Here is a 21,584-nt window from a genome sequence, read left to right as displayed (position 1 = left end):
CACAGTACAAAATAAATTATAAAAAATAAACTGCTTCAGTAGAAATTTTCCAGAAATTAGACTGATATAAAAGTTCCTTTTTCCAAAAAAGAAGCAGAATCCTGAACCGGAAAGCAGGAGGTAAAAATTGCATAAAATTTATCATTTAGCGGCTGAGAAGAATCTTTAAATCTTTTTACTGTCATTCCTCAGTAGCTAATATTTTTGAGGGAGTTTAATGAAAGCAGATAACGAAACTGAAAAAGCAGTTAGAGCTGTTCTAGATAAATTTGCAGAGAGTTATGCAAAACACGACCTGAAAAGCGCAATGTCTCTTATCGCCCCTGATGCCGATGTTGTGATATATGGCACGGGTGCAAACGAAAAACGTGTGGGCCCGGAAGCGATTAAGGCCCAGTTCGAGCGCGACTGGTCTCAGATTGAGGAACCAGGCCTGGAGTACAGCTGGGTATCAATTTCTGCGGCTGGAGATGTAGCCTGGGCATCCATTGATGCCATTCTCAAAGCAAAGATTGATGGGAAAAAGACAAAGTTTCAGACAAGGGTCACAAAGGTATTTGAAAAACGCGGGGATAAATGGCTCATAGTGCAGGGGCATTTTTCTTTCCCGGACCAGAGCCAGTTTTTTGATTAAATAACCTGCGGGATATTTCATTGAAAAGGTAAATTGTTTTTATAAAAATCCCAATTCTTATTTTCTTTTTTTCCTGAAACGGCACTTACCTAAAGCTAGGTATCAATCTTGCTCAGAGCTAAGTATCAACAATAATTGAACAACAACCGAACCTACAAAAATCACATAAATTTCATTACTAACAAACCGAATAAACCGATAAAGCAAGCGATAAGGAGTAGATGCATCGATACTCCAAGCACCACTTCAGGACTTACGTTGCGGTCTTTCAAATACGGAATGTTTTGTATTAAACCAGAAAGGAAATTCCCAAGAAAGTCTGCCATGGTTTATACAATAATTTATTCCCATATATAGAATTATAGTTTTGAATCAATTACGGTTTAATTACAACGGCTGAACCTGGCTTTTTGGTGTTTCCTCCAAAAAAATAGTTTCGGCATCGAAAACCAGTCTGCTGTTGAACTTCCCAAACTCCAATGCAGTTATATTTCTTGCGACAAAAATATGTAAATGGGATTCTGCATGGGGGACGTGACTTTTAAGAAAGTAATGATCGCAACAGACGGTTCGGTCTGTTCAAGGATGGCTGCTAATAATGCGATAAAACTTGCCCGCCTGAGCGGAGGGACTGTTTACGCAGTCTATGTGGTATCAACGGATTATTTTTCTTCGATGGCAGTGGATTTTGACTGGGAAAGAATGTGCGAAGCTTTGAAAAAAGAAGGAAAAAAGGCTGTAAACTATGTAAAAAGAGCAGGAGAAATGGAAGGAGTAAAGGTAGAAACCGTCCTGCTTAAAGGGCATCCCGCAGATGAGCTAATCCGCCATGCCGAAAAGGAGGCAATGGATATTGTGGTTATGGGCAGTCTCGGGAAAACTGGCCTCGACAGAATACTTCTGGGAAGTGTTGCGGAAAATACCGTCAGGCACTCAAAAGTACCTGTTATGGTTGTAAAAGAAAAGTGCAGATCCTGAACCTGGCTTTAAAAAAAGATACGGAAAAATATCAAATCGGGAAGATTCAAGGAAAGCAATAACTAAATTGGAAAATAATAACTAAAACGATAGTTTGTTTTATTACTTTGCTGATTTTCAAATTTCTTCTTTCTTATTATGGGTAAGGCCGCCAGCCTGTCTGGCGGGGATTTTTGATACTATGCGAACATAAAACGGTTAACGAGGTAAAAGAAAACTTTTTCGGACAACATTATTCGCCTTACCGTGTATGTCCTGTCCCGCTCGACAGAGGAGAGCGGTCTTTCCCGCAATAAAGAAGAAAAAAGAGTAAAGCAACAAAAAAACTGCAGGTAAATTAACAGAAAACATCGTGATAATAAACAGAATTGATTTACTGTGCCTGAAAATCTCCTTTTGATGTTTTTCTTTTTAATCTCCTTTTGATATTTTTCTTTTAAACTTCTTCCCGTTCCTATCTGATTTTTGGGAAGGGCCGCCAGACGATCTGACGGGGGTTTTTATATTTACCTTTAAATTAAAAGGCTGTTCCAGAGTAAGAGAAGTATTCTCAAACCCTGGATATTTTTCAAATCTAATTCTGCTACCGTGCTCTCTCAATATTTAGCCTTCAATTTTCTTTTTTACTGCTGCAGCGGCATTTTCCGGGGATTCGGTTTCCCAGAGCTTCCTGATCTTTGCACTCTTAAGGGCAGGCATCAGGGAATCGATTTTTGCCTGAACGGATGCAAGTGCCTCTTCATCAGTACACGGAGGCTCTATGCCCAGGAACTTCTGGGCTTTGAGGGTCTCAGTCTCTCTGAAGACCGCGCGGTCAACTCCTTTCCTGACACCGGTTTTCAGGGACTCGATTGCATCTCTCCACTGGGCAGCCCAGGGAGTGTCAGGGATTTCAGTGTGGTGAACATCAGTCCTTTCCACTTTTATAGCGTCAAGGTGGCAGGCTTTTACACAGGCTCCGCAGTACATGCAGAAGTCTTCGGCAAAGGCAAGCTTTCTCGGGTCTTCAGGGTCCGTTGGAACGTACCAGAGGTCAGATGGGCAGACATTGAAGCAGCCGCGGCAGCCCTGAGGGTCACACTCTTTCAGGTTGACCTCGATAAGGTCCAGTTTACCTTCCATGGGCTTTTGCAGGTCAACAGCTTCATAAGGACAGACAGCCTTACAGCGCGCGCACTGCGTGCATTTCAGGTCGTCAACCTTTACTTTTCCTTCCACTTTTGGGGCTTCACAGGGGCGTTCCCCTTTGACCTTTATTGCTTCTTCAGGGCAGATGTCCTGGCAGAGTACGCAATAGTCGCATTTGTCCGTGTCAACAAGTATCTGCTCAAAAGGCACAGGATTGTCAGGTGTGGGTTCGCGTTCAAGCAGGATAACAGCATCACAGAATTTAGCACAGATCCCGCAGAAATTGCATTTTTCCATGTCGATTTCAATTTCACCTTCCACGCCCTCTTTGAAAGGGGCAATCTCTTCTTTTTTAGGGAAAGTGAATTCAACCTCTATTGCATCCTGAGGGCAGGCTCCTTCACAGAGAGCACACGGCAGGCATTTTTCGTTAATATTTACATAAGCATCGTACTTTGGGTACTGTTTTTCATCAGGAACCTCACCAATGGCTTCAAAAGTAATTGCATGTACAGGGCAGAGGTTTGAACACATCCTGCAGAATGTGCACTTTTCAAGGTCCATCATTACAGCAGGGGCATCAAGACCGGTCGCAATCTCATGCAATGGACCCATTTCGAGGGCTTTTGTGGGGCAGATTTCAGCACAGATCCCGCAGCCATTGCAACGCTTATAATCATAATCGAGGGTTTTGATTGATTTCTCGGTTGCCTGCGTGTAAAGGAAATGAGTTCCCTGTACGTCCATACTGGTTGTAACCGTAATCTTTTCCTGGTTCTCTTCCTCGCTGCCTTCGGAAACTGCAGCTTCAGGCTCTTCCGGTTCCAGATCATTTGATTCAGGTTCGCAAACTTCGGTTTCAGATCCTTCGATTTCTCCGGTTCCGCAGCACCCGCTGCATATGTGAATATCCTGACCCGGGCATTTTTCTGAGTGCTCCGCAGGATATTCATAGGAATTTTCGGTTTTTTTCTCGCTCACTGTACCGCCTCCTCGATTCCGGTTCCGGTAGTACACTCCTGTTTGAACTCACTCCCTATGGGCCCGATTTCTTCAAGCTCCTTTACAAATTCGGTTATCGTATTCGAGAAGCGTTCCCCTTCGGCAGCCGAGATCCAGAGAGTCCTGAGCCTTCTGGGATCAAGCCCTATTTCCTTTATGACTTCTTTTAAGACATCCATGCGCTTTTTCGCATCAAAGTTTCCGTGGATATAATGGCATTCGTCCATCCTGCAGCCCGCAACAAGAACTCCGTCAGCTCCGCCCTTTAAGGCTTCAAGCACGAATTCCGGGTTTACCCTTGCAGAACACATGGTGCGGATAACCCTGATGTTTGTCGGATAATGGATCCTTGACATCCCTGTAAGGTCTGCACAGGCATAACTGCACCAGTTGCAGAGGAAAGCCACAACAAACGGGCTCTGTGACTTATGGGCTGTTGCAGCTCTTACCTGGGAAAGGATCTGTTCGTTTTCGAAGTTACGCATCTGGATTGCACCAACAGGGCATGCAGCACTACAGTCTCCGCAGCCGTAACATGAAACCTCATCAACAACAGCTTTTTTATCTTCGATTGTGATCTTTCCGAACTTGCAGACTTCCAAACACGTCCTGCAGCCTATGCATTTGTCCGCATCAACATGGGCACCCATGGGATCGGCTTCAAGCTCTCCTGTCCCGAGGAGCTGCATAACTTTGGAAGCACATGCACTTCCCTGGGCTATGGATACCTGGATTTCTTTGGGGCCCGAGGCACAGCCTGCAAGGAAGACTCCGCTTACCGGGGCATCTACAGGGCGCATCTTCGGGTGCGCACTTGCAAAGAAACGGTCAGGGCGTCTGGCAAGGTTAAGCATCCTGCCTATTCCTTCTGCAGCTTTGCTCGGCTCATAGCCCGTGGAAAGCACTACAAGGTCATGGGCTTCTTCTTCAATCCTGGACTCAAGGGTATTTTCGTAGCGGACAACAGGTCTTCCGTCTTCCCCCGCATAGACCTCGGCAACCTTTCCGCGGATGAAGTCAACGCCCATTCCCTGTGTCCTTGCGTAATATTCTTCGTACATCTCCCCTGCAGCCCGGATATCAATGTAGTGGATTGTAACATCGGTGTCAGGGTAGCGTTCCTTTATCATCTGGGAATTTTTAAGTGCTGCCATACAGCAGACTCTTGAACAGTGTTCATTGCCTATGGTTTTGTCCCTAGACCCTACACACTGGATAAATGCGACACTTTTTGGAGGCTTGCCTGTAGAAGGTACAATGACTCTTCCACCTGTTGGCCCTGCAGAGTTCAGCATCCTTTCAAGCTGCATATTTGTTATGACGTCAGGATATTTTCCAAACCCGTACTCCTTTTTCCTGGAAGCGTCAAAGAGCTGGTAGCCCGTTGAAACAATTACGGCTCCTGCTTCAAACTCTATTTCCTCTGGTTTCTGTTCATAGTCCACAGCCTCTGCAGGACATGCCTGCTGGCAGAGCCCGCAGCCCACACAGTGATCAGGGTCTATAAGCACGACCTGAGGGACAGACTGCGGGATCGGCATATAGATAGCCCTGGTCTTTCCAACCCCGTAATTCATAGGGTTTTCAATTTCAACAGGGCAGACCTCCGAGCACAGGTCAACACAGCCTTTGCATTTGTCTTCAAGCACGAACCTGGGTTTTCGTTTGATCTTCACATGGAATTTTCCGACAGACCCTGAGATATCGGTGACTTCGGAATAAGTGTAAAGGGTAATATTCGGATGGTTCTGGACTTCTGTCATCTTGGGAGCAAGTACACAGATAGAACAGTCATTTGTAGGAAACACCTCGTTCATAAGGGCCATTTTGCCCCCTATCGTGGACTCCCTTTCTACCATGGTTACGGGAAAACCGGCTTCTGCGAGGTTTAAGGCAGCTTCGATTCCTGCAACTCCTCCGCCTATGATAAGGACATTTCTGCTGGCTTTTGAGCTTGTTGCACTCAGCTCCCTGAGGAAACGGGCTTTTGCAACTCCCATTCTTATCAGATCAAAAGCCTTCTGGGTTGCCATCTGAGGGTCATCGGCGTGCACCCAGGAGCATTGCTCCCTTATGTTTACCATTTCCATAAGGTATGGGTTAAGGTCGGCTTTTTCCATAACATGCCGGAAGGTTTTTTCGTGCAGCCTCGGGGAACATGCGGCTACCACAACCCTGTCAATTTTATAATCCTTTATGTCCTTAATGATGCCTTCCTGTCCGGAATCGGAACATAAAAACTGTACTTCCCGGGCAAGCACCACATCTTCCAGTTCACCTGCCATTTTTTCAAGGGCTGAGACATCAATTACTCCTGCAATGTTCAAACCGCAATGGCAAATGTAGACTCCGATTCGCATGCTTGGTTACTCCTGTATCTACGAATATTTTCAAATTTTGAACTGATATTCATTGCTAGATATTGATTGTATAATTTGTAAGTTAAACTTTGATTCGTAAGTTAAACTTTGATTCGTAAGTTAAACTTTGATTTGTAAGTTAAACTTTGATTTGTAAGTTAAACTTTGTAAATATATTATAATAATCATCTGCATATTTTAAAATCAATGCAGAAAAAGCATATACTGCATGTTCTGATCCGGTGAACTGCGGTATATAATCCGGGATAGACTTCCGGCTTTCAGGATTCCGGATTTTTGTTTATGATTCTGGTTTATAAATCTCAATATAAATTTTCTCTCAAACAGGATAAATACGTAGCCGTTTTGTACAAAACCAAAACCTTTATTTGTAAAAGTTTTCGAAATCCCTGCCAGATGCTTTAGTATAGAGGATTGAGAAGCAGCAGTTTTTAATAGATTTCCCCGCAGTTTCCGGAGAATTTTTGGATTAATTAAACACATAATTTATATATTGTAACTTATATTTATATTCTAGCTATTATAACTGAATATATTAACTTTTGGTTTCTATTAAAATATTTTAAGTCACCAAAAGAGTCTGTTAATTTTATCCCGGTAATTTAAATATTTTATCAATTGGAAAATAGATTGTTTTTAAATCAGGACGCTTCCCTTTGATCTTAACCAGAACGCGAAGTACAGCTTATATATCTATATATACTGCTCACCAATTGATTTATAGTTTGAGAACTTAATTCGTAATCGACCAATCAGCGTCTAATTGCTGTTAAATAACCTCTCACTTATGCGGGAAGCTCATATGCGGAGTGGGGGATGCTCTTTAAATATGCAAAGAGTTATCTAAATATAGAAAAATTCAAGAGCAAAAAAGCCCTGACTGGCTAATTGTATTTTCGCATATAACCTCCCGCTAATTATCAGTATCACTCTTATAAAAACAGGAGGGACTTCTACATGAATGGACATAATGAATTAAAAGATAAGATGTATGAATGGACAGAAAAATACGCAACAAAAGCAGGATATAAGCTTAATCCGGACAGGGAAGCCCTTGAATATGTCCTCGACGGGCTTGCTTCAAGGGTAGAAAAGTTTGGAAGGCGTTACTGTCCCTGCAGAATAGTAACAGGCGATGAGAAAGAAGATAGAAAGATAGTTTGTCCCTGTATTTACCATAAGGACGAAATTGAAAAAGACGGAAACTGCCACTGTGAGCTTTTCTTCAGACCTTCCTGATCTGTTCTGTCAGCCTGCTCAAAAAGGAACTTTGAATAAAACTGTAAAGGCAGGAGAGAGCATATATAAATATTTTTGCCCTCTTCCAGCCACCCTTACTTTTCGTTCACGTCACAGTATTTCTTTCAGCCTGCAAAAGGACATAACCCTGCTATGAGTTCAAGCTTTGATTTCTGGAAGCCGTTAACGCTGTAAATCAGGATTAACATTGAGAATTAAAAAGCAATAGTTTAAGGTGGATTACATTCATCTCTTTAATTGAATGTATTAATATCGTATTCAGTGTACCTGGGCACTTGATCTTCTTAAAAAGTGCTTTCTTCAAACCGGACATTCTCCAGCAGAAATTTCCGGGAAATCTTGATGACCTGTATAGATAATACCTGAGCTGTACAGGCAATACTTACCTGACAGGCATAACCTGCCTTTTCATTAACTAGCTTTATGATAAATTTGAGTGAAGGGTGACCTGAAATGACAAATGCAATGGAAATTTATCAGATGCTCCCAAAGACTAACTGCAAAAAATGTGGGAAAGCCTCCTGTATGGCGTTTGCAGTTGCCCTTATGGCCCGTGAGCTGAAACCTGAGGACTGCCCACCCCTTAAAGAAGAACCCAAATATAAAGAAAATTACGAAAAGATCAGCGGCCTCTTCAAACCGTCAGAAGGGGCAACCGAAACAGGGCTTATAGTGCATGAAGACCTCTGTTTTGGCTGCGGAAACTGTGTAGTTGCCTGCCCCCCTAATGTGGCAAACGACCCTTATGGAGTTGGTTCCGGAAATGCCCCAACGAATCCTGGCAGGCTGGTCCTGACTATCGAAGACGGGGTTGTGAAAGCCCAGAACCTGGGCGAGTGCCGCAGATTCGGAAAGAACAAGATCCTGTGTAATGGTTGCATAGTGACCTGCCCTGTAGAAGCAATCGAGTTTGTGTGAGGCGAAAGGATGGTAGAGAAGAATTATTACGTATGCACAGGATGCGGAATGCTCTGTGACGATATAGAAGTCGAGTCTGAAAAAAACACAGTAAATAAAGTCTACACCGCCTGCAGGGTAGGGGTAGCTCATATGAAAGACGGGAAGGAGAGTGCAGCCTTCCGGGTCGACAAAAAGCCCGTGGATGAAGCAGCTGCTATCAGTGAGGCTGCAGCCATCCTGAAGAATGCAAAGAACCCCCTGATCTTCGGGCTTGGAAGTTCCAGCAGTGAAGCACAGGAACTTGCAATCGAACTTGCAAGAAAAACCAATGCAACTCTGGATGATGCTTCTTCATTTAGCCTTGGTAAAGTAATTGAAGCCCTCCTTAACAACAAATTCAAAGTCTGCACTCTTGATGATGTGAGAAATAAAGCCGATGTTTCTATATTCTGGGGAACAGACCCATCGGACTCTCACCCGCGTCAACTTTCGAAACATGCCTATTTCCCCAGGGGAACTGAAAAGCAGAGAGGCTGGGAAGAGGAGAGGACTGCAATTTGCATAGATGTCCGGAAATCCCATACTGCAAAGATCTGCGGGAACTATTTCTTCCAGATCCCGCCTGGAGGAGATGCAGAGTTCATTGATGCCATTATTGCAGCACTTGCAGGAAAGCTCCCGAAAACCTCGTACAATTTCCCCCCTAAAAGGATTCTTGAACTGGCAAACATCCTCAAAGGAGCAAAATTCGGTGTGGTTTTTGTAGGGCTCGGCCTCGTTTATTCTCTGAATAACATCGAACCCCTTATCCGGCTCATGAACGCCCTGAACGAAAAAGCAAATTTCCATCTGGTACCTATGGTAAGACAGTACAATATGCTGGGCTTTAATGAAAAGCTCTTTAAGGAAACCGGGTACGTAAACAGTGTAAAATTCGAAGACGGAACTGTGAAGCACGGGCCGGAATATTCTATTGTAGAGTCTCTTAAAGCAAAAACCGTTGATGCCGCACTTATTGTTGGTTCGGACCTATTTTCAATCCTTCCCGGCTCCATTGCAAAAAACCTGCGTGAAATTCCTATGATCGTAATCGATCCCTGTGAAACCCTTACTTCCAGGAATGCAAAAGTCTACATCAGCACCGCAATAGGTGGGGTAGAGTCAGGAGGAAGTGCAGTACGCATGGACGGGGTGAAGGTAGACTTTAAGCCTGCTGTTGAGACAAAAAGACCTTCGGATGAAGCAGTTCTCAAAGAGATAATGGAGGCTCTGTAATGGATTTCGGATCTTTTCTTAAAGCCCCTGAAATGAAGATCAGGATCGTAACCTACAGGGATATCTTCCAGGACAAAGCCATGATTGAAAACCGCTTCGGGGAAGAATACAGGGACCGCTCTGCCGTAATAAAACTGGACCCTGCCGATCTCAAGCAGTTGAGTGTGAAGAAAGGCGAAACAGTAATCGTGAAAAATTCTTACGGAACGGTTGTGGTCAAAGCAGAGGAATCAGGATACGAGACCCCTCATAAAGGTATTGCGTATATGCCCAAAAGCCCGTGGTCCAACATGCTGGTCTCGGATGAGACAAGCGGTACAGGAGTCCCGAAATTCAAAGATATCTCCGCGACCGTTACCAGTGCAAAAGGGCAAAAAGTGACCGAACTCGAGCTTTAACTGCTCGAGTTTTAACTGGCCGAACTTTAATTTCCCTTTGAAAGGCTCACAGGAATCAAAGAAACTTTAAAGGGAACCTGAAAAACAGAAAAATTATTTTTTTCTTTTAAACTCTTTCTTTCAATTTTTTAATGCAAACCGGATGAGAGTATGGTTAATGTGTTCCTGAAATTTACCCGGATCCTGAAAAACGGAACTATTTATTATCTTTTTGACGGATTCGAAAACGTAAAATCCAGATGGGAACTACCCTGTGAATATCTATCAGGTCCTCATTTTGCAGCCTGGAACGGAATTTTGCTTTATTCTTATGGGATTACTGTGAAAACTTTGCCTCCTGGCAGTATAATCTCAGAAAACGAGTACGTAGAACTGATGAAGCTTATTGATATCGGGAAAAAGAGGCTGGATGAAATACAGGATAAAATGGAGGTTTGACATTTTACGAAAAAATATAGATTTGCAGGAGATGGAACTGCTGGAATAGGACTGCTAGTAAACTGCTGGAATAAAACTGCTGGAATAGAACTGCTGGAATAAAACTGTTAGAAAATAATAATCTGCATCTATGCTTAGACGATTACTTACAATATCAGTTCTAAACCTCGTATGTGACTTAAACCGGTATCAGACCAATTGTCACGGGCTTATTCTGTCACAGGTTTATTTTACATATTTCGGTTATCTGTATCAATTTCCGGTTTTTCCAGTATTTCTTTCTGATTCGCTTTTTGAATCTGCTTGATTCGCTTTTTGAATCTGTCCAATACATTCGAGCAGGTCATCCCTGGTAAACATACCTTTATGCATGATGCTGGACACGTTCTTATCAAGTTCTTTTATTTCATAGAAGTCCAGATCCTTAGCAGTACAGATAATTATGGGAATATCGATAGTTTCAGGCCTGCTCTTAAGCGCTTTTATGACATCATAACCGCTGATATCAGGCATCATGAGGTCAAGAATGATCACATCAGGTAATTCTTTGCATGCTATATCTATGGCCTCCCGTCCTCCGTAAGCCTTCAGCACATTGAACTCATTTTCGCATAGCATTGCAGCTACAAGTTCCACTGCAGTTTTTTCATCATCTACCATCAGCACACTGAAAGATGGCTTTGCTTCTTTTTCTTTGATCTTTTCCAGTGTTAAGAGTAATTTATCCTTTTGAACAGGTTTGATGAAGTGTTCCAGAGCCCCCCATACGACTCCCAGCTCTCTTTCATCCAGCATGGAAGTTATTATCACTGGAATGTCATAGGTTTGTTTTTCCAGTTTCAAATGCTTCAGGACTTCCCATCCGCTCATTCCTGGCATCATAATGTCCAGGGTAATTGCAAAAGGCTTCATCTTATTAGCGAGTTCAAGAGCCTCTTTTCCATTGGGAACAGATGCAACACGGTAGCCTTCCTGTGTCAGGGTGAACTCAAGCAGCTCCCTTGAAGCATCATCGTCTTCCGCCACAAGTATCAAAGGCTCGTCACCGCTGCTATCTGCAGGCTCGATTATTTGCGGAACATTGAGAGTTTGTGAATAGGCATTCCCGGTATCCTCTGGTACCGTTTTTGTTTGCTCTTTTATCTCAGCTTGCTTTTTTATTGTTTCAGTGTTCTCATTTATCGATTCAGCAGGCTCTTTTGTTGCTTCTGCATTACCTTCTTTATTTGTGCCTTCTTTATTTAAGCAGGCTGCTAAAGGTATTTCGAAAGTAAAAGCTGTGCCTTTCCCAACTTCACTCTCAAACCATATCTTCCCTTCATGCATCTCTACAAAACTTTTAACAAGGGAAAGCCCAAGCCCTGTTCCTTCATACATGCGGTTTGTAGCAGAATCGAGCTGTGTAAAGGGCCTGAATAACCTGTGCTGATCCTTTTCATCAATTCCTATGCCGGTATCTCTTACGGTAAATTGTGCGGTTTCTCCACATATTTGTGAGGATATGTTTATATTTCCACCTACGGGAGTGAACTTGATAGCGTTGCTTGCAAGATTGAAAAGAATCTGTTTGAACCTCGTCTTATCTGCGTAAATGCTTACAAGCTTCTCGTCCAGGGAAAACTCTGCTTTAAGCCCCTTTTTCTCAATAAGAGGCGATATTAGCTGCTTTACTTCATTAACAGTTTCCTCCACATCAAAAGTTTCGCAACTCAACTCCATTTTACCAGCTTCGATCTTGGATATGTCAAGTATATTGTTTATGAGAGCAAGCAGATGCTTTCCACTCATGGATATATTGCCCAGGAATTTCCTCTGCTTTTCAGATATCTCTCCGACATTGCCTGTCATCATCAGGTCGGAGAAACCTATGACTGAATTCAGGGGAGTCCGCAGTTCATGACTCATGGTTGCAAGGAACTCGCTCTTGGCACGATTTGCAGTCTCTGCTGTGATCTTGGCCTGGATCAGGCTGTCCTCTGCCTGTTTGATTCTGGTAAGGTCCACAAAACTCTCTACCAGGTATTTTTTATCCGAGATTGTTATGGGTACCATGGATTTCATGATGGGGACCTTATTCCCGTCCCTATTGATCAATACACGCTCGGACCGATCTGTTTTAAACCCTGAATTAAGGCTGGAGCATTCACTTTCGTCCGCTTTGCAGATAAACTGATGGAAAGACTTGCCGATGATTTCCTTTGAAGGCAAGCCAATCAGCTCCTCAGCTACCGGGTTTACCTCAACTATGGCAGACGTTTCGGCATCTACGAGAAAGACACCGCTAATGTTTACGCGAGAAGAAAGTGATCCCTTTTTAGAAATTTCCGTAAGGTTAGTATTCAGTAAGGATATGCGGGATAACACCGATTTTTCAAGTGAAAACGAAAGGACAATTGTAAATACCAGTCCCATGATCAGAATCACAATAAACATATAGTGTATGGCAGACTGGCCCTGTTGATAAACATCCCTCGGCATCTCAACATTAAGAGACAGTACAGGTTTTCCATTTATATCATTCAGTACGGTTGTCCCAACAACCAGAGCTTCACTCACATAACTTATATTGAAGCTATTTTTCCCCTGTGGAGCAACTGCTGCAATACTGGACGATTTTATACCGGAAGGTGATGCTGTATTCTCCTGATTGAAAGCTTCTGTTTCAAGGGACAGGCTTGTTCTTCCTGCAAGCTCCTTTATCAAGTTATCATCTATAACCCTGGCAAACATGAGGGTGCCTGCTACAGGTTTCTCTCCGGAACTCCTTGTAACGGGATGGGAAGAAATCAGTAAAGGTCCTTCAGGAGAATTAATTATTCCGGATACCTGACTGTCGGGTGAAGAGTGAGAAAAAAGGCGTTCATTTGCAGCAATGCAATCAAGCATCGTGTCAGAAACGTTTGAGAGTTCGGTTGCACCCTGTTTTACTGCAGTAGCATAGTACAGATTATTTGTAGAGTCATAAAAGAGTATAAAATTGGTATCAAGATTGGTTATTAACTCAGGGGAAAGGGTCCCGTCGATATAATCGTCAGATTGTCCCTGGACAAAATAATAAGTATCGTCCCATACAGCGTAATCATAGGTCATCATATCCAGTACAGTTATCTGGCTATCAAGTGCTGCTTTTGCCCTTTCCATATTCCTGGATATATCGTCCTTTTCCAGCAGTTCAAAACTTTTTCCCATTATCTGCTCGGTAGCCACTACAAGGAATAAAGACAGAAGTATGAAAGTAATACCAAGAATTGTCAGCGTCTTTTCGCGTATCTTCATGGATTACGCATCCCCATCACTTAAAAAAGCATTTAGCTCATCCATGAAATGAAATACATCTATTGGTTTGGAGATGTAACCAGTGCAGCCTGCATCAATAAAACGCTCTTTATCACCCACCAGCGCCTGTGCAGTTAAAGCAATAACCTTTATTTTCTGCAAAGCCGGATTCTCCTTAATATGTTTTAAGACCTCCGGCCCTCCCATTTCGGGCAGCTGGATGTCCAGCAATACAAGGTCAAAGAGGGAGTTCCTGATCTTATCGAGTGCTTCTAATCCATCCGCTGCCTGTGTGACTTCAATTCCGTTTGATTCCAGAAGACATGTCACCAATTCCATGTTCATCGGATTATCTTCTACCACCAGTATACTTGCCATGGAACCCTCTCAAACTAAGATATGTCCTGACAATGCGCTATCGATTTCAGAGCAAAAACCAGTTTCAGGTTTCACGCATCGATGCTAAAAATCAATTCCCTTTTCAAGCCCCATCAGTATACGTTTTTGAGAAATGCCTCTGAAATAAAGGATTCACTATATTCCCTTCTTAATCGAAAAACGCATGAATTTACTTATTTCCATTAAATATTGTCTATTATATATGTGCGACTTAACTGAATATTTAGAAAAGCAATAAATATATTAGTAACTGGATGGACTTTTATAATATAAATATAATGTTACATGCCTCATATAATAGAAACTGTCAATAGAAACTGTCCGATCATAGACCGAGTATATCAGAAATTATCCGATGAATTGATATTATCCACCGAATTGATATTATCCACTGAATTGATATTATCCACCGAATTGATATTATCCACTGAATTGATATTATCCACTGAACTGAAATTATCCGCCGAACTGAAAACTTAATTATGAAGAAACGTGTAACAATGAATTACAAAACAGTTAAGAATCCCATTTTCTGGCAAGTACCTCATTTTTCGGTAAGGACATCATTTTCTTGCTGAGATCACTGCAAAGCTTCCTGCTCCGGATCCTTTTTGTGGAAGCTCTACATGCTCTATATTCTCAGGCTGCATATAAAGTGTCTGGCAGACTTTAATTTCTTTAAATCCGGAATCTAAAAGCCAGCCTGATACTTCTGAGGTTGAAAGGAAGTTAGCTCCGGAAGAAAACTTGCCTTCTTTTTTCCTCGACTCATAAAAATCTCCGTGCAGACTGTCTCTGTCAAGTATCCCTATAATAATTTGCCCGCCCGGCCTGAGAACACCTTCAGCCTCACAGAGTGCTTTTACAGGGTCTTTAAAAAGAGAGAGTGCAGCCACAATTAGAATAAGGTCAAAACTCTGTCTTTTGAAGGGAAGGGACTCTGCAACCCCGAGTACCATTTGAATGCACCTTTTTTCTGCAATCTTTGCCATAGCCCCTGAAGGTTCGAGCCCGTAACCAAGCCCGAAAGAAGCTGCAAACCTTCCCGTTCCAGCTCCGACCTCCAGGGCTTTAAGTTTTCCGGTATTTTCCGGAATAAAGGTCTTCAGGGCAAGAATTTCGGATTCATATGCAGGCACATATTTCTCATACCAGGCATCGTATTCTTCGGCATACCTTTCAAAAGTTTCCCAGGGTTTTATTAAGGTTCCTCCATGTGGAAGGTTTCAGTTTAGTCTTCGTATGAGGTTTTTCCTTATGAAGTTTGTTTCTCATCACTGCTACTTTTTCCTTATGAATTTTATTTCTCATTACTGTCACTTTCTGGATTCTTTATACAGAAATATTGAAACCAGGCAGAAAATCCCGTAAATCATTTCAAATCCAGGCAGCATGTTTACTTCTTCCGGCTCCGAACTCTGCTCTGCCTGTGAGCCTGCGTCTTCTGCGTCTCTTTCACCTGAGCCGGATCCAGGCTGTATCTCAGTTACGCTATCTTCCTCAACATCTATTATGGTAGTTTCTATATCCGTGCCATTTGCGTTGCTTACTGTCAGACTGACGAAATAGGTCCCTGGAGACGGATATGTATGAACAGGCATCTCATCCGAGGAGTCAACGATCCCGTCATTTTCAAAGTCCCAGCTCCTGGCTATTTCATTTTCGGAAAGGTCGGTAAACTGGACAGAATAGGAAGCATAACTTTCCGGAGTATTGATGCTCATGTTTGCTTCAGGAAGCACAGGGTCAGGGGATTTGTAAGCTAGAAGGGGCAAAGGATCAAAATAATCGCTGGTCTCAAACTCATAGCTCTCATCAGCAATACCATCTTTATCGGCATCAACTGCTGTTTCCGAGAAGCCTGTCCCGTCAGGTGTTACCCAGCAATTCCCTCCGGTATAGGGACCGCCTGCGATATTTTCCCCTCTGGTTTTTGGCCTGGAGTAAGCATTTGCAGTTCCGTTGTTAGCCTCTATATTCAGAGTATTGTTGAAGTAGTTATTATAAATGAGATTTTCATCGCTTCTTGGACAAACAAAAAGTCCGCAGATCTCGTTTGAAGAAACAGTATTATTAGTGAGAGTATTGCTGTCGGAGTTTCCAAAGTGGATACCTCTGCTGCTGTCAAAAGCACGGTTTCCGGAAAGGGTGTTGCTGTTTGAAGATAAAAGCAAGATGCAGTAGTTTTTGCTTTCCTGAACTGTGTTTTTATAAATCCTGTTTTCTTTAGACTTCAGGATGGATATTCCATATCCGCATTCAGAAACTTTGTTTCTTGAAATGGAGTTATGACCGGACTTCTCAACAGCGATTCCCTTGCCGCCGTTGAGAACCACATTATTTACAACCTTATTATTCAAAGAGTGGTTCAGGTATATTCCCTGATAGTTATTAACAAATTTATTGCTGTCAATAAGACAATCATTGCACCTGTAAAGGTATAAGCCCGAACAATCAGTTCCGGCTCCGGTAACTGTAAACCCTTTCAATGTTACATTATTTGCATGTACCGTGAATACATCTTCAGCCGGATCGTAAGCTTCAATTACAGTATCTCCAGGGTTACCTGATTCCGACCTTATTATGAGATCATTCTGTGTTACATTAATATGTTCGGAATAGATCCCCGGCTTTACAATAATCACATCGCCTGGAAGTGAACTGGTTACAGCTTCCTGTATAGACTCTCCTTCGTGGACAAAAACTTCAGACGCAGTTCCTGTGCCTGTAACTGACAAAAGAACAAAAAAAGTTGCAAGTAAAATAATTAATCTGTTTATCGTAACTTCTCCTGCAAAATTTTATGATTGGAATTCTAACAATTAGCTGGAAGTCTTGCAAATAATATAAATATACTTATTTAATATTTAGGAAATATAAATAAAAGCCACAAATTATCGATAGGGAACTTTCCCACCTTTATGCACTGGTTTCTGAACAAAAAACAGTCAAATCCCGGCAATAAAACAAAAATAAGTACCCAATTCCAGTACTGCACCAGTGATCATCCTGATAACTGCTGCCGGAATCAGGCATATAGCATACTCGGTATTAAAAACTACATAAACACAGTATCAGGTATTTATGTACGATGCCATTTCTGATGGTTGTTTAAGGGAATGAAATTACATATCAATTACAAGAAAAAGAGCCCAAAGTACATTAACTGCTCAAAAAAATAAAAGAATAATTTATATTTTTTAAGCAGGTATACCAATATAAATTTTGTGGAGTTCTTCAGCAACATCCTCAGCACTATTGAATTTCTTATCCGGAAGCATGCCAACTTCCCGCAGTATGTCAGGGATTGCCCCATTTTTTCTTACCTGAGTAATAATATCGTTCCTTTCTGCAGGAAAATCTATACCAGAAAGCACTTTCCGAGTCTTCTGAGGTAGCTCTTCAAAAAATCCGCTTTTAATCTCAGTTTCCATTATATTCCCCTCTACTTTTGTTTATTTTTCTTTAAATTCCCTGGCGACATAGCATGTATATACCTCTTTTTCGGAGATCATTCTATACTTCAGAATGCCGCCTCCAGCGTTATTATCCATAGCGCCTGACAATAGCTTCCTTCTTTGCTGGAGAAGTTGTACTTTTTAGAGCTTCAGAAGGAAGCAAAACATATTAGTTAGCATTAATATGAATGAAGATTTTACTATTTAAATCTTAACATTAATTGAACAAATGATAATAAGAATTATTATTTCTTTTTATTTTTGTAATAATGAAGAACATATAAGCAATATTAATGAAAGTTGTAGAAGCAGTATTAAATGAAAGTTGTAGAAGCAATATTAATGAAAATTGTAGAAGCAATATTCAACAATAAAATAAGGAAAGAATTAAGCATAAATAAGCGATTGAAAAAATAAGGACAGAGTTTAAGATTGATAACTCAGGTGAAGGAAACCTTCACCAGCATTATCAGTCAACGTTTTTCAGGTTATTTATGTTTTTTACCGTTTATTCAGGATTATTTATTGATTAAACTGTTTATTTTAAAGATTATTTTATTTTTTTAGCTGCTTATTTTAAAGATTATTTTATTTTTTTAGCTGCTTATTTTTCTTATGTACAGGAATACTGCAATCAGGCAGGCCATTCCAGAAACCGCTTCAAGCCCTGGAGATTTCATACTTTCTACCTGGCCGGACTCTTTTTCAACCTCAGATTTTGTATTCTCCATATCATTTTCCTTAATGGCGCTGATTTTATCTCCTGATTCCATTTCAGCCATACTTTCTTCCGGGAGGGCGTTTGTCTTTCCGGTTATTGCAAAGAAAGAAAATCCAGGAACTTCGGCTGTGAAGTACAGATGCCTGCTGTCTTCCCCTGAAAGATTAACTGGAAGCCTCTCCCATGTTTTACTGCTGTACCGGTTCAGGGAGATAGAAGTTTGATCAATATTTTTGTCCTTCATCCATGCCTTTTCAACCTTGAAGCAAATGACAGGATTCTCTATATTCTCAGTGCTCGCAAATCCGCTGTTTCCTACCCAGACATTGAATGATTTATAGACCTCTCCATCAGGTAATGCAGGAACCAGAGCTGATTTATTTTTTAACTGCTCAACAATGGTTGTGGTCTTACCAGCAGTCTTCTTAGCATCGAAACTCACGTAAGAAATGCAGGTCGCGTTCCTCTTGAGATCAAATTTTACAGCATCCCCGTTAGTAACGAAGACCTGACAGAGCTCCTTCACCTGAACATTCTTTGAAGGCTCAGGAGAACCCCCGCTGCCGCCGCTGCCGCCGTTGCTGCCACCACTGCTTCCACCTTTGCTGCTCCCTCCAGAGCTGTTCTCTTTAAGTACGGTTACAGTAGCGGTTTTTGAGGTCGTGCCGTTTGCATTGGTTGCAAACAGGTTTACAGTATAGGTTCCCGGGGAAGTGTACACATAAACCACCGTGCTTGAGTTAACTTCAGCTTTCCCGTCGTTATTAAAGTCCCATCCTATCTCAGTTGCGTTTTGTGAAAGGTCAGTATACAGGACTGACAGGGGAGCGTAACCTTCAGAGACATTCATGCTGAAATCTGCGACAGGCAGGACGTCTTTTATGTTTTCTGTTTCCAGTACAGTTATCGTAGCAGTTTTTGAAGCTGTGCCGTTCTGATTGCCTGCACTCAGACTAACGGCATAGATTCCCGGGATTTCGTATACATAAGCAGGATTTTGAATGTTTGAGTCTGAGATACCATCATTTTCAAAGTCCCAGCTCCATGAAACTGCATTCAGGGAAAGGTCGGTAAACTGGACTGCAAGAGGAGCATTCCCACTGGTGACATTTGTAGTGAAATCCGCAACCGGAGTTACTGGCTCTAGGGGATTATAAACGGCTATTGTCATCAGCTTAGAACTGGTGCCGTTTGCATTGACTGCAGTCAGATTTACCGTATAGGTCCCTGAAGTTGCATACACTTTTACAGGGTTTTGAATGGTGGAATCTACTGTCCCGTCATTTTCAAAGTCCCACTTCCATTCGGTTGCATGTTGAGATGCGTCCGTAAACTGGACGGAAAGTGGTGCGTTCCCACTGGTAACATTGCTATTGAAGTTTGCAACAGGCATTATCGGTTTAGTTGGTTCTGAAACCGTTATTGTAGCAGTCTTTGAAGCTGTGCCGTTTGCATTGACTGCAGTCAGGGTAACTGTATAGGTTCCTGCAACCGTATACACATGGACCGGATTCTGAGCGCTTGAATCTATTATACCATCAGTTTCAAAATCCCATTTCCATCCGGTTGCATATTGAGATGCGTCCATAAACTGGACAGCAAGAGGAGCATTCCCGCCTGTAACATTGCTATTGAAGTTTGCAACAGGAAGTACAGGCTGCTGCTTACCGGATTTTAAAACAAGAGGCAAATAGTCAGTATATTTTCCTCCATTATATTGACCGTCTGCAATGCCATCTCCGTTCGCATCCATAGCTGCCTGGGAAAAACCCGTGCCAGAAGGATTTGCCCAGAAATTACCTCCAGTGTAAGGTCCTCCAACAATGTTTACACCTGCAGTTTTCGTTGCATTCCAGGTGTTTCTTGTATTGTTAATGTCTGCATTCAGCGTATTATTCAGGTAGTTGTTGAAAACACGGTTACCATCGCTCCCGGCACACATGAATAAGCCGGAAACACTGTTAAAAGCAACAATATTGTCTGAGACAGTATTTCCATCAGAAGAGTCAAGATGAATGCCCCTGAAGGTTGTATTTGCCGTATTTCCGGATATGGTGTTATAGTTTGAGTATGAAGCTAAAATCCCAAAAACATCATTTCCAGAGACTTTATTTCCCGAAATCGTAGTTGAATTTGACCTTATAAGGTAAATGCCCCTATCATTACCGCTTGCGGTGTTGCCGATAAGGCCGCAGTCGCTGGAACTGGTCAGATATAAACCGTATGCGTTGTTCGAATTCACAGTATTGCCATTAAGGCTGTTGTGGCTTGCATTCTCCAGCACAATACCGTAATTGTTTGAGTTTGCAATATTGTTTGAAAGCGTGTTCCTCTGAGAACGTGTTAGATGAATTCCGTATTGTGTGCTCGAACTCGCCCCATTTTCAGATATGTTGTTGTAATTTGAATCCTGCAAATAAATTCCCCTGTACCCCCCAAGTACGGCATTATTGAGGACTTTGTTATAGTCCGAATACCTCAGATATATCCCGATATAATTATCTGAAAGATCATTACCGGTAACTGTACAGTTGCTGCACCTGACCAGGTAAACCCCTGCTGCACTGGAAGATCCAGCTCCAGTGATTTTAAACCCGCTGATTGTTATATTGTTGACTTCAGTGTAAAACACACTTGTAGTCGAACTTTTAGCCGTAATTATTGTATCTTCTGGCTTTCCTGATTCTGACCGGATCACCAGGTCTTGTGTTGCTGTTATTCGGATATTTTCAGTGTAGGTTCCGGGTTTTACGATGATCACATCTCCGGAGTTTGCGCTGCTTACTGCATTCTGTATCGAACCCCCGCTCTCGACAATAATTTCAGCTGCATTTCCTGTGCCCGAAACAGCTGTAAACATCATTATACCCACCAGTAAGGTGGCTAATCTCAGCATTTTATTCCCCCACATTTAGTCAAATTTACAATTGATACTTTCAGTAATAAGCCAGAAATTAAAGGTTAAACAATATAAAGATATTGAGTTATAATAAAATTAATAAAAAGTTATAATATGTTTCCATAAATATGACATCTGGACAAGTAAGGCTCAAATAAGAGTAAAATAAGTCGTATATGTATATATATTATTATTATTATTATTATTATTATTATTAGGAATTATCTTTGCACATCTCTTGCATGTCAATAGATACTGATAAATTTCTCCTGACTATTATGTATTTAGAGACGGATACTTTGAAGATCTAAAAAATTAGCTGCACTCAAAATATAAGAGTATTTTATTATCTTTTAAAACGAGTATTAACATTTACTGGTTAATTTTAATGATTAAGATTTACATAAATAAATATAGTAAGTTTAAGTTTGTAATCA

Annotated in this window: 16 protein-coding genes; 7 read left to right on the top strand and 9 right to left on the bottom strand. The window is 41.7% G+C overall.

Features of this window, described 5'->3' with window-relative positions; genetic code table 11:
- Positions 1-217: 217 nt before the first annotated feature.
- Both RSJ42_RS04370 and RSJ42_RS04365 read left to right on the top strand, forming a co-directional pair.
- Complete coding sequence (locus RSJ42_RS04370; protein ID WP_410509460.1) at positions 218-634, top strand: nuclear transport factor 2 family protein; 417 nt, start codon at positions 218-220, stop codon at positions 632-634.
- A 525-nt stretch (positions 635-1,159) separates the two neighbouring features.
- Positions 1,160-1,612 carry a universal stress protein gene (locus RSJ42_RS04365; RefSeq protein ID WP_410509459.1) on the top strand — a complete coding sequence of 151 codons (453 nt, stop codon included), beginning with the start codon at positions 1,160-1,162 and terminating at the stop codon, positions 1,610-1,612.
- A gap of 411 nt (positions 1,613-2,023) precedes the next feature.
- Here the strand turns inward: RSJ42_RS04365 and RSJ42_RS04360 are convergent, their stop codons facing one another.
- The 3 genes from RSJ42_RS04360 to hdrA2 all read right to left on the bottom strand — a co-directional run bounded on the left by RSJ42_RS04360 (position 2,024) and on the right by hdrA2 (position 6,102).
- Positions 2,024-2,212 (bottom strand): hypothetical protein, encoded by a 189-nt coding sequence (locus RSJ42_RS04360; RefSeq protein ID WP_410509458.1) that lies wholly within the window; start codon positions 2,210-2,212, stop codon positions 2,024-2,026.
- 3 nt (positions 2,213-2,215) lie between these two features.
- Positions 2,216-3,487 carry a 4Fe-4S binding protein gene (locus RSJ42_RS04355; protein WP_410510319.1) on the bottom strand — a complete coding sequence of 424 codons (1,272 nt, stop codon included), beginning with the start codon at positions 3,485-3,487 and terminating at the stop codon, positions 2,216-2,218.
- A gap of 230 nt (positions 3,488-3,717) precedes the next feature.
- The gene (hdrA2, locus tag RSJ42_RS04350; RefSeq protein WP_410509457.1) at positions 3,718-6,102 is read right to left on the bottom strand and encodes a CoB-CoM heterodisulfide reductase HdrA2; all 2,385 of its coding nucleotides are present in this window, start codon (positions 6,100-6,102) and stop codon (positions 3,718-3,720) included.
- A 978-nt stretch (positions 6,103-7,080) separates the two neighbouring features.
- Here hdrA2 and RSJ42_RS04345 point away from each other — a divergent pair.
- The 5 genes from RSJ42_RS04345 (at position 7,081) to RSJ42_RS04325 (ending at position 10,394) form a co-directional block, all read left to right on the top strand.
- Positions 7,081-7,362, top strand: a complete 282-nt coding sequence (locus RSJ42_RS04345; protein WP_410509456.1) for a ferredoxin-thioredoxin reductase catalytic domain-containing protein — start codon at positions 7,081-7,083, stop codon at positions 7,360-7,362.
- Positions 7,363-7,836: 474 nt separating this feature from the next.
- Positions 7,837-8,301: a (Fe-S)-binding protein gene (locus tag RSJ42_RS04340; protein ID WP_410509455.1), complete on the top strand. Its 465-nt coding sequence runs from the start codon at positions 7,837-7,839 to the stop codon at positions 8,299-8,301.
- 9 nt (positions 8,302-8,310) lie between these two features.
- The gene (locus RSJ42_RS04335; RefSeq protein WP_410509454.1) at positions 8,311-9,558 is read left to right on the top strand and encodes a formylmethanofuran dehydrogenase subunit B; all 1,248 of its coding nucleotides are present in this window, start codon (positions 8,311-8,313) and stop codon (positions 9,556-9,558) included.
- Positions 9,558-9,956 carry a molybdopterin dinucleotide binding domain-containing protein gene (locus RSJ42_RS04330; protein ID WP_410509453.1) on the top strand — a complete coding sequence of 133 codons (399 nt, stop codon included), beginning with the start codon at positions 9,558-9,560 and terminating at the stop codon, positions 9,954-9,956. The genes RSJ42_RS04335 and RSJ42_RS04330 overlap by 1 nt, the downstream gene beginning before the upstream one ends.
- A gap of 150 nt (positions 9,957-10,106) precedes the next feature.
- Positions 10,107-10,394 (top strand): hypothetical protein, encoded by a 288-nt coding sequence (locus RSJ42_RS04325; RefSeq protein ID WP_410509452.1) that lies wholly within the window; start codon positions 10,107-10,109, stop codon positions 10,392-10,394.
- Between the two features lie 252 nt (positions 10,395-10,646).
- Here the strand turns inward: RSJ42_RS04325 and RSJ42_RS04320 are convergent, their stop codons facing one another.
- From RSJ42_RS04320 to RSJ42_RS04295, 6 genes are all read right to left on the bottom strand, one after another.
- A complete protein-coding gene (locus RSJ42_RS04320) occupies positions 10,647-13,670 on the bottom strand; it encodes a response regulator (protein WP_410509451.1) in 3,024 nt (1,007 codons plus the stop codon).
- A gap of 3 nt (positions 13,671-13,673) precedes the next feature.
- On the bottom strand, positions 13,674-14,048 hold the full coding sequence (locus RSJ42_RS04315) for a response regulator (RefSeq protein ID WP_410509450.1): 375 nt from the start codon (positions 14,046-14,048) through the stop codon (positions 13,674-13,676).
- A 584-nt stretch (positions 14,049-14,632) separates the two neighbouring features.
- Positions 14,633-15,208 (bottom strand): class I SAM-dependent methyltransferase, encoded by a 576-nt coding sequence (locus RSJ42_RS04310; RefSeq protein WP_410509449.1) that lies wholly within the window; start codon positions 15,206-15,208, stop codon positions 14,633-14,635.
- Between the two features lie 177 nt (positions 15,209-15,385).
- A complete protein-coding gene (locus RSJ42_RS04305) occupies positions 15,386-16,807 on the bottom strand; it encodes a NosD domain-containing protein (RefSeq protein WP_410509448.1) in 1,422 nt (473 codons plus the stop codon).
- Positions 16,808-17,269: 462 nt separating this feature from the next.
- Positions 17,270-17,503: a DUF2795 domain-containing protein gene (locus RSJ42_RS04300; RefSeq protein ID WP_410509447.1), complete on the bottom strand. Its 234-nt coding sequence runs from the start codon at positions 17,501-17,503 to the stop codon at positions 17,270-17,272.
- A gap of 620 nt (positions 17,504-18,123) precedes the next feature.
- A complete protein-coding gene (locus RSJ42_RS04295) occupies positions 18,124-21,144 on the bottom strand; it encodes a NosD domain-containing protein (RefSeq protein ID WP_410509446.1) in 3,021 nt (1,006 codons plus the stop codon).
- Positions 21,145-21,584: the final 440 nt, after the last annotated feature.

It is taken from the genome of Methanosarcina hadiensis (genome assembly GCF_046529725.1).
Lineage (GTDB): Archaea > Halobacteriota > Methanosarcinia > Methanosarcinales > Methanosarcinaceae > Methanosarcina > Methanosarcina hadiensis.
The sequence above is the reverse complement of the archived record's forward strand: the minus strand, read 5'-3'. Positions and strand labels throughout refer to the sequence as shown.